Below are 12,902 nucleotides of genomic sequence, written 5' to 3'. Positions count from 1 at the left end.
GAAAGTCGAAGTGCTACAGCAAAAGCAAAGACATGCTTAAATATTCCGTCATGCTTTTGATGCTCAAATGGAACGGCGAGCTAAAGCCTATACTTTATTAACAATTCCGATTCAACAACCTTACACATCCAAATTCGTCGCATCCAGGGCGTTCTTGACGATAAAATCCCGGCGCGGTTCGACGACATCACCCATAAGAGTGGTGAAGATTTCATCGGCAGCAATGGCATCTTCTATCCGTACTTGCAGCAAACGCCGATTGTTTGAATCCAGTGTGGTTTCCCATAGTTGTTCGGGATTCATTTCACCTAATCCTTTATATCGTTGAATATGTTGACCTTTTTTTGTTTCCTTCATCATCCAATCGAAGGCTTGTTTGAAGGTGTTGACGGGATGTTGGCGTTCGCCCATTTTGATGTAGGATGCCCCAACAAATAAGTCGGCGGTGTCCTTGGCGTATTGGGAGAGTTTTTGGTAGTCCTTGCTATGGAAAAAGGAGGATGCCACGATAAAGACTTTAGTGATGCCATGCTGCTTTTTGCTGATGGTCGCGGTAAAGTCTTCACTTGCCTTATAGTCAAGCTTGAATTCAAATTCGGCCTTTTTTTCGTTTATTTTTAAGCCTTGCTCTAGTTTGCCAAACCATATCCTTAGCTGTTGTTCATCTTGTTTGTATTGTTCGGACAAGGGTTCTAAATAAGTCAGTTGTTCTATAAAAACATTATCATAGCGTCTAGATAAGCGATCTATTATGCTGGCGACTTGGGTGTACGCTTTCGCCAGTTTTTCCAAACCTTGGCCTTGGATAGGCGGCGCCGTCTCGTCGGTGAACAATTGGGTTTTATCCAAAGCCAGTTGGATAAGGTATTCGCTTAACTGGGTATCGTCTTTGACGTAATGCTCTTGTTTTCCTTTTTTGACTTTGTACAAAGGCGGTTGGGCAATGTAGATATAGCCTTTTTCGACGATTTCTGGCAGTTGCCGATAGAAGAACGTAAGCAATAAGGTCCTGATGTGCGAGCCATCCACGTCAGCATCGGTCATAATGATAATGCGGTGGTAACGTAGCTTCTCAATGTTATATTCGTCTTTGCCGATGCCACAGCCCAGAGCGGTAATTAATGTGCCGACCTCTTCGGAGGAAATCATTTTGTCAAAGCGGGCTTTTTCAACATTCAGGATTTTGCCTTTCAACGGCAAGATGGCTTGGGTACGGCGATCTCTCCCTTGCTTTGCTGAACCACCGGCGGAGTCCCCTTCGACCAGAAACAATTCCGATAAAGCAGGGTCTTTTTCTTGGCAATCGGCAAGCTTTCCTGGCAAGCCAGCGATGTCCAGTGTGGTTTTACGGCGCGTCATTTCCCGTGCTTTACGTGCCGCTTCCCGTGCGCGGGCTGCGTCGATTATCTTACCTACGATAAGTTTGGCGATTTGTGGTTTCTCCAGCAAAAATTCCTGGAGTTTTTCATTCATAGTCGATTCAACCAACGGCTTAACTTCTGAAGAAACTAATTTATCTTTGGTTTGTGAGGAAAACTTTGGGTCTGGCACTTTCACAGAAAGCACAGCGGTCAGCCCTTCACGTGCATCGTCTCCCGTAGTAGTGACTTTTTCTTTTTTTGCCAAGCCGCTGGATTCGATATATTGGTTGACCGTCCTGGTCAATGCCCCCCTAAAGCCTGCCAAATGCGTACCGCCGTCGCGTTGTGGAATATTGTTGGTGTAGCAGAAAACATTTTCCTGGTAGGAATCATTCCATTGCATAGCCACCTCAATGGTCACACCTTCTTTCTCTGCTATAAAGTAGAAAACATCTGGGAATAGCGGAGTCTTATTTTTATTAAGATGGCTGACAAAGGCACTAATACCGCCCTCAAATTCAAAAACGTCGCGCCTGTCGGAGTTTTCATCTTCAAGGATAATGCGTACGCCGGAATTTAAAAAAGACAGTTCCCGTAAACGTTTGGCAAGTATGTCGTAATGAAATTCGATGTTGGTGAAGGTTTCTGGGCTAGGCTTAAAGTTGATTAAAGTGCCTGTCCCTTGCGCCGCGCCTACGGGCGCTAAAGATGCGACGGGATTCCCCATGCGATAAGTTTGTTTGTAAAGTTGGCCGTTTTTTCGTATTTCCAGGTTTAATTCTTCTGACAACGCATTCACGACTGAAACACCAACACCATGCAGACCACCTGAAACTTTATAGGCATTGTCATCAAACTTTCCACCTGCATGCAATACTGTCATGATGACTTCGGCAGCAGACCTGCCCTCTTCTTCGTGTATATCAACAGGAATACCGCGCCCATCGTCAGAAACTGTGACAGAGCCGTTTGTATGTAGGATAACCTTAACTTCCTTGCACCAACCTGCTAGCGCTTCATCAATTGAGTTATCGACCACCTCAAACACCATGTGATGCAAACCAGATCCATCATCGGTATCACCAATGTACATGCCTGGACGCTTCCTTACGGCATCTAAGCCTTTTAAGACTTGGATATTTGTGCTGTCATATTGATTGATGTTTTTACCATCTTCCATAAAAACTGCGTTTTTTTCATTATCACTCATCTTACTTTTTCCTCGAATTACAAAGATGTTCCATGTGGAACATTGACACAGCTTATTTTTCCCTGTTCCACGTGGAACAATTTATAATTTTTAATTTCGTCTAATTTGCCAAAATCAATAATTTCAGTGGCTGTTATAAACACTTGGCAATTGATTCCATATAAAAACTTAAGAATTTTTTCTCTATTGTCCTTATCCAATTCCGCAGCAAAATCGTCTATCAAAATGCAGCCGAAGCTATCACGTTCCCTAATCATCAATTCAACTTGTGCCAACTTTAGACAAATAACCAACAGCTTTAACTGTCCTCTTGAAACAACGTCCTTCGCCAACTTATTGTCAACCAATAGATGGAAGTCTCCTCGATGTGGGCCACTGTGGGTGTAACCATAACGCATGTCTTTTTCTAAATCATCGATAAACAGTTGTTCGAGTTGTTTGGTTATATCCCATCCTGACACCAAACACATGTCGATATCATTAAGTGCCAAAAATCTTGCCATTGTTGCTTTAAGAACGGGGCGGAGTTTTTCCAGGTATTGTTGCCGATAGTCATTGACTATTGTACCGTAATTAACCAGTTCATTATCCCAAACATGGATCTGATTAACAGACTTTGTTTTTAATAAAGCGTTACGCTGAGCCAACGCTTTTTTATATTTTCGCCAAACAGGTAAAAATTTTTCTTCGTGGTTAAAGATTCCCCAGTCTAAAAATTCACGCCGTATTTGCGCACCTGCATCCAGGAGCTCTACACTTTTCGGATGGATGATTTGTAAAGGTAAGCCGTAGGCTAAATCTGAGCGTTTCTGGCTGGTTTGCTGATTGATACGGATCTCGACATCTTTACCATCCATTTGTATGCCCAATTGGATACTGCTGCCTTTTCCATGTAAAACCTGAGCCGAAACGATAAGGTATTCTTGTTCAAAGCTTATTACCGATTTTATGAAAGAAGTGCGGAATGACTTGGCACGACCTAACAAAAAAATTGCTTCGATTAATGCGCTTTTACCGCTGGCATTCTTGCCATAAATAAAATTGAGCCCCTCTGATGGTGTAATCGACTGTTCGCAAATATTCCTTACATTATAAATATCCAGCCTCTGAAGACTCATACGAGTGACTTAGAGACGCATGGGCATGACAATGAATTTATATTCGCATTGGCTTGGTTCGTCGATAAAACAACTACTTGCATTGCTTGCAATGGTCAATATTGCAGTGTCGGAGTCTAAGTTTGAAATGGCATCTAGCAAATACTGGGCATTAAAGGCAATGGACAATAGCTCGCCTTGATAGTTTATACTGAGTTCTTCCTCAGCTTCATCATGCTCTGGGTTATGAGTGCTGATTTTCATACTATCAGGCGCAATATCGAGCGTCACTCCCTTAAATTTCTCATTCGACAAGACCGCAACGCGAGTCAACGCTTCTTTTAGTTCCTGTTTTGGTAGAGAAATGGGCTTATAAAAAGACTGCTGGAAGACTTTACCGAAATCAGGGTATTTCGCATCGACCAACTTGGCTGAAAAAATCAAATTTCCAATGGTAATTTTTATGTTGTTGTTGGAAAACATCACCGTTAATTCTGTCTCCAAATTATCGAGTAATCGATAAAGCTCTAAAACGCCTTTTCTTGGCAAGATGATCCTGGATTCGTAACCAGTTTGTTCATCCAGCATATCTTCAAAAATAGACAAACGATGTCCATCCGAAGCCACCAGTTTCATCCTGGTATTGGAAATGTTAAGCAACAGGCCATTGAGATAATAACGGACATCCTGGTTGGCCATACAAAAAATGGTTTTTTCCAAGGCTTTTTTAAATTTTCCGGCATTAATGGTGAACTGCTTTTCCATGGCTGTCTCTGCAAACTCAGGGTAGTGTTCAGCAGGTAAACAACTTAACGAAAATTTACTTCGGTTCGATAAAAGCTTAACTTTATCGTTTTGCTTTTCCAACAGAATATCCGCCCCGCTTGGAAGCAAACGGCAAAGATCGAGTAATTTCCTGGCTGGGACGGTTATGGAACCAGAGCTGGAATCCGTTATCACAACTTTTGCGACGATCTGGATTTCCAAATCAGTGCCCGTCAAGGTCAAAAAATCATCAGACACGACCATCAATACATTGGCCAAAACGGGCATGGTTTGCCGCTTTTCAATAACCCCTACGATTTGCTGCAATGGCATCAAGAGGTTTTCTCTGTTAATAATAAATTTCATATTGTTTTTTATCTTATAATTACTATTAGCTTCCGATAAAACTGTTAATATCTGTTTTTTATTAATACAAATCAATAGGTTGTTTTGTTCATTACGTTGTTTATAAGTCCTTGGGTTTCTTTGCCTTTGTTGTGGATAACTGGGGCGGTTTTGTCAAACCCATTGTTATCCACAACTTAACCCATGCTAGTGTGACAGGGTTCTCAACAGGTTAAAATAATCTTCAGAAACTTTTACATCCGATTCCTTTAGTTCCTTTACACGGTTGCATGCACTAATAACCGTTGTGTGATCCCTGCCGCCAAACGCATCTCCGATATCTGGATAACTTAGCGAGGTAAGTTCCCGAGCTAACGACATGGCAACTTGCCTGGGTCGGGTAATCGCCTGTCGACGGCTTTTTGAGGATAAATCTGCAATGCGGATTTTATAATACTCGGCGACCGTTTTTTGTATATTGTTGATGTCAACCAGTTTGTCACGCATTGAGATAAGGTCATGCAATGCCTCTTTCGTGAAGTCAATTGTGATTTCACGACCGGTAAATTGGGCATTGGCAATGACCCGTCTTAAGGCACCTTCCAAGTCACGCACATTGGATGGAATGCGTTTGGCGATAAACAAGGCCACATCCTGGTGCAAGTCAACATTCACGATCGCCGCTTTTTTCATTAGAATCGCTGCCCTAGTTTCCATATCCGGCGGTTCAATTGTCACCGGTAGACCGCTGCTGAACCGTGATTTTAAACGTTCGGCCAAGTTTGCTATTTCCTTTGGATACTTGTCCGATGTTAGGACGACTTGGTGTTTTTTTTCAAGTAACGTATTGAAAGTATGGAAAAATTCTTCCTGAGAACGTTCTTTACTGGCAAAAAACTGGATGTCATCAATCAACAATACGTCTAAGTTTCGGTAATATTCTTTGAATACATTGATCGTATTTTGCTGCAGTGCCTTTACCATATCCTGGACAAATTTTTCCGAATGGACATAGACAATATTCACTGAAGGCTTTTTGGCTAGAATAGCATTGCCAATAGCGTGCATTAGGTGCGTTTTACCCAAACCGGAACTGCCGTAAATAAGCAACGGGTTATACGCCCTACCCATATTTTCAGAGACTTGAGATGATGCCGCTTTGGCTAATTCATTGGATTTACCTTCAACAAAATTGTCGAAGGTGTACATCTTGTTAAGAAAGCTTGGTCCAACTTTTTTCGCTTCTGATCGCTTTACGGTTTTCGTATAAGTCGGCAAGGACGGCGCGGTTGATCCGATTTCAAAAACAAGATCCAAGGTGTTATTGGAAAATTCGTTGGTAAGTTCCTCGATTTTGACAAAAAAACGCTCTTTTACCCAATCCATCACGAACCGATTCGGAGCAAGCAGTTTTAGTTGTCCTTCATTTTCAATCGCCTGTAACGGTCTTATCCAGGTGTTGAACTCCGAACTAGAAATTTCGTTTTCTAGTTTACTTAGGCAGTTATTCCATATGGAACTCATCTCTGTATGGTAAAAGGTTGGTTTTCAATATTATTGATAGATTCTACTCGATGGTTACTATACAGGATAACCTTGTAAGCTCACAGAATTGACATAACCACGCATATATCTTATCATCCGTAGGCTTTTTTATCCGTTTTTATAGACGATTATTCAATCAGGCTTTAGTGTAAAATGAAAAGAACATACCAACCCAGTAAAATTAAACGCGCCAGGACTCACGGTTTTCGCGAAAGAATGGCATCTGTCGGTGGCCGGAGAGTGTTGAATGCCAGACGTGCAAAAGGTAGAGTCAGGCTGACGGTTGTGTGACAGGGATAAATCAAGGATTCCCTCAACAGTCGCGATTAAAAAAGGCCGCTGAATTTAAAAAGGTTTTTACCAGTCCGGTCAAATCGACAGACCGCTATTTTACGGTTTTAGCCACGCAGAACGATTTTGGTTTTCCCAGGATCGGTTTGGCAATCGCCAAAAAAATAATAAGAAAAGCGGTTGACCGTAATGTAATAAAACGAACGGTGCGAGAAAGCTTTAGATTACAGCAGCACAATATCGGCAATATTGACATCGTCGTACTGGCACGTAAAGAAGCGTTGGCTGTTGCGCCAAGCGAATTGATGGAATCCTTGGAAAGGCATTGGCTTAAATTGGTGTCCAAATGCGTTACTTGTTAATTGGGGTCATAAAGTTTTACAAGTACTTTATCAGCCCTCTACTTGGAAATAATTGCCGTTTTTACCCCAGTTGCTCAATATATGCTATGGAAGCGTTTGAATTACATGGTGTATTTAAAGGTTTCTACCTGTCGGTTAGAAGATTATTGAAATGCCATCCTTTCCATGAAGGCGGCATCGATCCCGTCCCGGAAAAATTAGGTCATAACAAGAAGTAAAAAATGGAAAATATACGATTTGTACTCATCCTCGCATTTGCGATGATATCCCTTATGTTATGGCAAGCCTGGCAGATTGACTACGGCCCGAAAATACCTGTTGCACAAATTGAAGATACTTCGACGAGTGTTAAAGAAGATCTACCGACAGCGAACAATACAACCGAACAACCACAAACCGTCGAGAAGCCAGTCACAGCACCGATAAAGGTAGCAGCGGCAGCGCCGGTGGTAACCGTAAAAACAGATGTGCTTGCCCTTGAAATAGACATGCAAGGCGGCACCATACAAAACCTCGATTTGCTCGAATACCCCGTAGAAAAAGACAACACCCTTGTCAATGCGGTCAGGAAGATGGTTGGTTTAGCACCGGCTGAAAAAAACCGCCAGCCGGTACGTCTATTTAACAGCAGCCCGGAAAAAATGTTCATCGCGCAAAGTGGTTTGATTGCGGGGAGCGGATCAGCCGCTGTGGCAGACCATCACACCGTTTTTTCAACTCAAGCTAACCAATACGCGCTTTCAGAAGGCCAAGATAGCCTTACCGTCCCATTGACATGGACGGATAATAATGGCTTGGAGGTGACTAAGGCATTCGTATTCAAACGTGGCAGTTACGAGATCACACTTAACCAAACTGTCAAAAACAAGAGCGGAAAGGATTGGGCAGGTAGGCAATACAACCAGTTGCTCCGTACACCCTTCAAAGAAAGCCAAGGTAACATACTGACCGCGGGTATGCGGGCTTACGATGGCGGCGTAGTTTACACCGAGAAAGACAAGTACAAAAAAATTAGTTTCGACGACATGCTGGACAACAATCTGGATGTGGCCACTCAAGGTGGCTGGGCAGCCATGATACAGCATTACTTCGCCTCAGCTTGGATTCCGCCAGCAGATGCGGAGAACCATTTTTACACCAAGCATCTAAAGGATGACCGCTACGTCATTGGATCTTATTCACCGCCAATAACTATCGCCAACAACACAGAATCACAATTCGTTTCACGCTTGTTTTCGGGTCCAAAAATCCAGCCTGTGATGGAAAAAATTGCGCCAGGATTAGAACTGACGGTTGATTACAGCGTATTGACTTTCATCGGCAAACCCATCTATTGGTTGCTCAACAAAATCCATAGTTTCACCAATAACTGGGGTTTTGCCATTATCGGGGTGACATTCTGTATTAAATTGCTGATGTTCCCCCTGACCCAAGCCAGTTTTATATCGATGGCAAGGATGCGTAAAATCCAACCACGCCTAAAAGAATTGCAGGAACGTTTTGCAGACGACAGGCCACGTTTTAACAAAGAAATGATGGATATGTACAAAAGGGAGAAGGTCAATCCCTTGGGTGGTTGTCTGCCCATCTTGTTCCAAATACCCGTGTTCATGTCCTTGTATTGGGTATTGAGCGAAACTGTAGAATTCCGGCAAGCGCCGTTCATGTTGTGGATTCAGGACCTGTCGGTCATGGACCCGTTTTTTGTGCTGCCTATCATTTATGGTATTACGATGAAAATTCAGACGGGGCTTAACCCGCCGCCGATTGACCCTGTGCAAGCCAAAGTCATGAAAATGTTCCCGCTTGTGTTTACCATATTCTTCCTGTTTTTCCCCGCCGGGTTGGTGTTGTACTGGGTGATAAACAATACCTTGTCCATTATCCAGCAAACCTACATCACCAAAAAAATCAATGCACAAGCCTAACGCGAATATTGGATATTGAATACGCCGATACCATCGCAGCCATAGCGACGCCCTCCGGTAATGGGGGTGTCGGCATCATACGAATTTCAGGCGGACGGGTTACGCAAGTCGCTGCCCAACTTTTCAAAAAAAAACCAACACCACGAACAGCATTGTTCACAACATTCCTGGATCAAGACGATTCTGTCATTGATTCCGGCATAGCCCTCTACTTTCCCGCCCCAGCTTCATACACTGGCGAAGATGTACTCGAACTCCAGGCTCACGGCGGCTCAGTCGTGCTCAATATGCTGCTACGGCGCGTGTTGGCATTGGGCGCACGGTTAGCTAGGCCGGGTGAATTCACCGAACGTGCTTTCCTCAACAACAAGCTTGACCTCGCCCAAGCTGAAGCCATCGCCGATTTAATCACCAGCAGCACCGAGCAATCTGTCCGCTCTGCGCAACGCTCCATGCAAGGCGTATTTTCTGAACAGGTCAATACGCTGATAACAGAGCTAACCGAACTGCGGGTTTACATTGAAGCCGCCATCGATTTTGTCGATGAAGAAATCGATTTCCTGACCGATGGCGTGGTCGAAAATCGGTTGGTAAGGCTCGTGCAACGGCTGGAAGAAATCCAGCAAACCGCCAAGCAAGGCCGCCTGTTGCGTGATGGCATGACAGTCGTGCTGGCAGGCAAACCCAATGCCGGGAAATCCAGCCTACTCAATGCGCTCGCCGGACACGATGCCGCCATCGTCACCGATATTGCCGGCACCACGCGGGATGTACTACGGGAACGCATCCAAATCGACGGAATGCCGCTGCACATAATTGATACTGCAGGTTTACATGACAGCACAAACACCGTCGAGCAAGAAGGCATACGCCGCGCCTTTGATGAAATCCGCAAAGCCGATAAAGTCCTGCTGCTTATCGATATCCGGGATACCGAGCCCCAAACCGTACTTGATGCCATCCCAGAAGGCCTCGACATCACAACCATTTACAACAAAATCGATTTAGTAAATGCCGCACCAGAAATCAAAACGACAGAAGCTGGCAAGCATATCTATCTCTCAGTTAAAACCGGCGTAGGCATGGACTTGCTCATCCAACACCTGAAACAAAGCGTCGGCTATAACGAGACAGCGGAAAACATTTTCATTGCCAGGACTCGCCACCTTGAAGCCTTAAAAAAAGGGTACGAGTACGCCCAAAACGCCTTGCACCAACTCCAAACCACGCGGGCAAGTGAACTCGTCGCGGAAGACTTAAGGCAAGCTCAACAAGCCCTTGCTGAAATTACTGGGGAATTTACCTCAGATGACCTTTTGGGCAATATTTTTTCCAGTTTTTGCATAGGCAAGTAAATTTGATCCCATACGCCATTACTCGTAGCATTAATGATCAGCCAAACTAACAATGTCATTCCTGCAGGGATTGCCGGAATACGGATACTGGGATGTAGGTTCAGCAAGCAGAAGTTTGTGATTTGCGGGTAGGCTATAGTTGGTTGCAATTAAAGGCGGTGACTCAAAATGTTAAAGCTATAAGCAATTTGTAGGGTTTGCAAAAAAGAGGTGTGGGAAAAAAAGGTCTAGATATGTTAAGTTAATGCAATCGCATTATGTAACATGTTGAAAATAGGGTTTAAGGGCAGGCTTTGGCTTTAACCACGCCAGTTTACAGAAGAAAGCTGGCGTGGTTGGTTGAACAAAATTTAGATTAAAGTCTTCATGTGTTCTAGTTGTTGGATAGCCTTATCCAAGTGTTCATCAATCCCGGTCATTTGGTTTGACTTAGCCATGCTCCTTGCTTTCTTAATTGTTTCGTTAGCGCGTGAGCGTTCTCTGTCAACAACATCATTCGCATTCACGTCTTTGCCGTAATCCATGCTTTGTTTGATGAGTTTGTAGACTTCTTCACCTGATTTGCCTTCAGCGGCTGCAAGTTTGGCTTTCTTGAGTTCGCCAATCATCATATCGATAGCATCAGCGGGTGCGTAAGAAATTCTCGCATCCATGGATTCCGCCATTGTGGCTGAAGAAAAAGCACCCATAGCCAGAGCAATCAGGGAAGATAGAACGATTGTTTTTATGGTTTTCATATTGGATTTATCCTCAAGTGTGTTGTACAGCGTTGTTTTGGTCAAATAAATGTACCGCATACGAGTGTACCATGTTTTGAAAGATATTAATTTATTGTTGGAAATCGAAAAAAATAGCCAATTAGATTTTCGCGAAAAGAAATTAACGGACCAGAACAATAGAATGGGGTAAATTAATCATCCTCGCGTTTGACGGAAACGATAATTTCACCACTATCATTTTCGGTCAGAATGAATAAAATAGGCGAACAACACACGGAACAGTCTTCGTAATAATTTTGTGGTTCGGAGGAATTATCAATCAAAATATCAATGGATTCCCCGCAATAAGGGCAGTTGATGAAAATTTCTTGCTGGAACGGCATTAGATCCTTCTGAGCAAATTGTCCAACCAGGAAGCAGGCAACAGGCGTTTTAAGTAGGCGAAGAGATAGGTGGGAAAAGTGACATAATAACGTATTTTTGGGAAATCCGATTCAACGGCATGGATGACCTTATCGGCGACGGCTTTTGCTGGCAGGGTGAATGGTACAGCTGCCCCTTGTTTTTGCAGACGGTCTTCCATTGCTTTGTAAGTTTCTTTATGGAAACTACTTTCAATATTGATATTTTTTTTGTACAAGGCAAAGGAATTTTCCCTAAATTTACTTAGGATGGGGCCAGGTTCAATCAACGAAACTGTAATATTGCTGCCGTACAACTCCAGACGCAAGGTGTCTGCCAGGCCTTCCAAGGCATATTTGCTAGCGTTGTAAGCGCCACGGTAAGTCATGGCGACCAGCCCTAAAATTGAACTGTTGTAAATAATTCGCCCACTGCCTTGTTTACGCATGATGGGGATTAGCAGGTTGGTGAGTTCATGGGTGCCGAACACATTGGTTTCAAACTGGAATTTCAAAGTTTCCCGGCTTAAGTCTTCAACCGCTCCGGGTTGCCCGAATGCAGCATTGTTGAATACGGCATCAATTCGGTTGTCAGCAATTTCTAGGGCTTTTTTGACGGCTTTTTGAATACTTGCACTGTCGGCTAAATCGAGTTGGACTGCGATGAAGCCTTCTTGCAACAAACGGGTGACATCGGCATCCTTTCTGGCACAGGCAATCACTTTATGGCCACGGTTTTTTAATTCAACTGCGGTGGCATAACCAATACCGCTGGAGCAGCCCGTTATTAATACCGTTTTAGGCGTGGACATCCGGGATTAATTGTTGCCCAATTCCTGTTCAGAAACATAGAATTTTTTTGCTGTACTGCAATCAACCAGTATCTGCAACGAATCTTTGGTGCTTTTTTCGCTTAATTCCACGGATTCCACACGACCGCATTGGTTTGTGGCTAATGCCCTTTCTGCCGCTTTTCTACGCATCCGTTCAATATCGGGCAATCTGTTCTGGTAAGTTTTTACCAGTGGTGTCAATTCGTCAAATTTATAAGGTGGGATGGCGAAAGCGGAAAACTTGTGCGGATTGTTTTTTATCAAGAACTGGTTTTTGGCACTTTCGTCCATAGCGCTTTGTTTTAACTGCGCCAATTTTTGCGTTGCTTGCTCTTCTTGCAGTTTTTTTTGTGCGGCTTTGGCTTCTTGCTCTTGTTGGGATAAGGCTTGCTGGCTTTCTTGTGCATTTAGGTCGGTTGAGCCGCCTGTTTTCACATTCAACTCAACTTTACTTTGGCCTTCCGCACAAGGGATTGCTTTGTAAATCTTTTTGCCATTGGCATCTGTGCATTTATATACGTCTGCCAATAATTGCAGGGGTAAGAGCAATCCCAGGAATAACAGTGTGGTTTTCATCGTTTGCCTCAGTTCGTAAATAATATCTTTTTGCACAGGATTTTTGCCGCTCAATTTGAACATTTATAATATAAGGGAAGCTCTGCGGTTTATTAATTTCTTGACAAGGGATAT

Annotated in this window: 13 protein-coding genes; 5 read left to right on the top strand and 8 right to left on the bottom strand. The window is 43.5% G+C overall.

The window, feature by feature from the left end; all coding sequences use genetic code 11:
• Positions 1 to 120: 120 nt before the first annotated feature.
• The 4 genes from gyrB to dnaA form a co-directional block, all read right to left on the bottom strand.
• Entirely contained in the window at positions 121 to 2,571 is a 2,451-nt protein-coding gene (gene gyrB, locus MGMO_RS18705) for a DNA topoisomerase (ATP-hydrolyzing) subunit B (protein ID WP_023496642.1), read from the bottom strand.
• Between the two features lie 17 nt (positions 2,572 to 2,588).
• A complete protein-coding gene (recF, locus tag MGMO_RS18700; protein ID WP_023496641.1) occupies positions 2,589 to 3,689 on the bottom strand; it encodes a DNA replication/repair protein RecF in 1,101 nt (366 codons plus the stop codon).
• 9 nt (positions 3,690 to 3,698) lie between these two features.
• On the bottom strand, positions 3,699 to 4,799 hold the full coding sequence (gene dnaN / locus MGMO_RS18695) for a DNA polymerase III subunit beta (protein WP_023496640.1): 1,101 nt from the start codon (positions 4,797 to 4,799) through the stop codon (positions 3,699 to 3,701).
• A gap of 186 nt (positions 4,800 to 4,985) precedes the next feature.
• Positions 4,986 to 6,302, bottom strand: a complete 1,317-nt coding sequence (dnaA, locus tag MGMO_RS18690; protein WP_023496639.1) for a chromosomal replication initiator protein DnaA — start codon at positions 6,300 to 6,302, stop codon at positions 4,986 to 4,988.
• Positions 6,303 to 6,476: 174 nt separating this feature from the next.
• Here dnaA and rpmH point away from each other — a divergent pair, with 174 nt between their 5' ends.
• The 5 genes from rpmH to mnmE are packed head-to-tail and all read left to right on the top strand — an operon-like array spanning position 6,477 to position 10,259.
• Positions 6,477 to 6,614 (top strand): 50S ribosomal protein L34, encoded by a 138-nt coding sequence (gene rpmH / locus MGMO_RS19340; protein WP_082458439.1) that lies wholly within the window; start codon positions 6,477 to 6,479, stop codon positions 6,612 to 6,614.
• Positions 6,611 to 6,976, top strand: a complete 366-nt coding sequence (rnpA, locus tag MGMO_RS18685) for a ribonuclease P protein component (protein ID WP_023496638.1) — start codon at positions 6,611 to 6,613, stop codon at positions 6,974 to 6,976. The genes rpmH and rnpA overlap by 4 nt, the downstream gene beginning before the upstream one ends.
• A complete protein-coding gene (yidD, locus tag MGMO_RS18680) occupies positions 6,961 to 7,194 on the top strand; it encodes a membrane protein insertion efficiency factor YidD (protein ID WP_023496637.1) in 234 nt (77 codons plus the stop codon). Before rnpA ends, yidD begins: the two co-directional genes overlap by 16 nt.
• A gap of 3 nt (positions 7,195 to 7,197) precedes the next feature.
• On the top strand, positions 7,198 to 8,904 hold the full coding sequence (gene yidC / locus MGMO_RS18675) for a membrane protein insertase YidC (RefSeq protein ID WP_023496636.1): 1,707 nt from the start codon (positions 7,198 to 7,200) through the stop codon (positions 8,902 to 8,904).
• A gap of 8 nt (positions 8,905 to 8,912) precedes the next feature.
• Entirely contained in the window at positions 8,913 to 10,259 is a 1,347-nt protein-coding gene (gene mnmE / locus MGMO_RS18670) for a tRNA uridine-5-carboxymethylaminomethyl(34) synthesis GTPase MnmE (protein WP_023496635.1), read from the top strand.
• Positions 10,260 to 10,609: 350 nt separating this feature from the next.
• On the opposite strand, the gene MGMO_RS18665 is transcribed toward mnmE, so the two are convergent.
• The 4 genes from MGMO_RS18665 to MGMO_RS18650 all read right to left on the bottom strand — a co-directional run bounded on the left by MGMO_RS18665 (position 10,610) and on the right by MGMO_RS18650 (position 12,788).
• Positions 10,610 to 10,996 carry a hypothetical protein gene (locus MGMO_RS18665; protein WP_036309091.1) on the bottom strand — a complete coding sequence of 129 codons (387 nt, stop codon included), beginning with the start codon at positions 10,994 to 10,996 and terminating at the stop codon, positions 10,610 to 10,612.
• A gap of 173 nt (positions 10,997 to 11,169) precedes the next feature.
• The gene (locus tag MGMO_RS18660; protein WP_023496633.1) at positions 11,170 to 11,361 is read right to left on the bottom strand and encodes a CPXCG motif-containing cysteine-rich protein; all 192 of its coding nucleotides are present in this window, start codon (positions 11,359 to 11,361) and stop codon (positions 11,170 to 11,172) included.
• A complete protein-coding gene (locus MGMO_RS18655; protein WP_023496632.1) occupies positions 11,361 to 12,191 on the bottom strand; it encodes an SDR family NAD(P)-dependent oxidoreductase in 831 nt (276 codons plus the stop codon). The genes MGMO_RS18660 and MGMO_RS18655 overlap by 1 nt, the downstream gene beginning before the upstream one ends.
• Positions 12,192 to 12,197: 6 nt before the next feature.
• Entirely contained in the window at positions 12,198 to 12,788 is a 591-nt protein-coding gene (locus MGMO_RS18650) for a DUF4124 domain-containing protein (RefSeq protein ID WP_036309095.1), read from the bottom strand.
• Positions 12,789 to 12,902 lie beyond the last annotated feature (114 nt).

It is taken from the genome of Methyloglobulus morosus KoM1 (genome assembly GCF_000496735.2).
Taxonomy (GTDB): Bacteria; Pseudomonadota; Gammaproteobacteria; order Methylococcales; family Methylomonadaceae; genus Methyloglobulus; species Methyloglobulus morosus.
This window is presented reverse-complemented; position numbering and strand designations above follow the sequence as displayed.

What these genes read in the sequence shown, in the direction of transcription:
- yidD (WP_023496637.1), top strand. Translation starts at nt 6,961, where the DNA reads ATGCGTTACTTGTTAATTGGGGTCATAAAGTTTTACAAGTACTTTATC.
- recF (WP_023496641.1), bottom strand. Translation starts at nt 3,689, where the DNA reads ATGAGTCTTCAGAGGCTGGATATTTATAATGTAAGGAATATTTGCGAA.
- yidC (WP_023496636.1), top strand. Translation starts at nt 7,198, where the DNA reads ATGGAAAATATACGATTTGTACTCATCCTCGCATTTGCGATGATATCC.
- dnaN (WP_023496640.1), bottom strand. Translation starts at nt 4,799, where the DNA reads ATGAAATTTATTATTAACAGAGAAAACCTCTTGATGCCATTGCAGCAA.
- gyrB (WP_023496642.1), bottom strand. Translation starts at nt 2,571, where the DNA reads ATGAGTGATAATGAAAAAAACGCAGTTTTTATGGAAGATGGTAAAAAC.
- MGMO_RS18655 (WP_023496632.1), bottom strand. Translation starts at nt 12,191, where the DNA reads ATGTCCACGCCTAAAACGGTATTAATAACGGGCTGCTCCAGCGGTATT.
- MGMO_RS18650 (WP_036309095.1), bottom strand. Translation starts at nt 12,788, where the DNA reads ATGAAAACCACACTGTTATTCCTGGGATTGCTCTTACCCCTGCAATTA.
- dnaA (WP_023496639.1), bottom strand. Translation starts at nt 6,302, where the DNA reads ATGAGTTCCATATGGAATAACTGCCTAAGTAAACTAGAAAACGAAATT.
- MGMO_RS18665 (WP_036309091.1), bottom strand. Translation starts at nt 10,996, where the DNA reads ATGAAAACCATAAAAACAATCGTTCTATCTTCCCTGATTGCTCTGGCT.
- MGMO_RS18660 (WP_023496633.1), bottom strand. Translation starts at nt 11,361, where the DNA reads ATGCCGTTCCAGCAAGAAATTTTCATCAACTGCCCTTATTGCGGGGAA.
- rpmH (WP_082458439.1), top strand. Translation starts at nt 6,477, where the DNA reads ATGAAAAGAACATACCAACCCAGTAAAATTAAACGCGCCAGGACTCAC.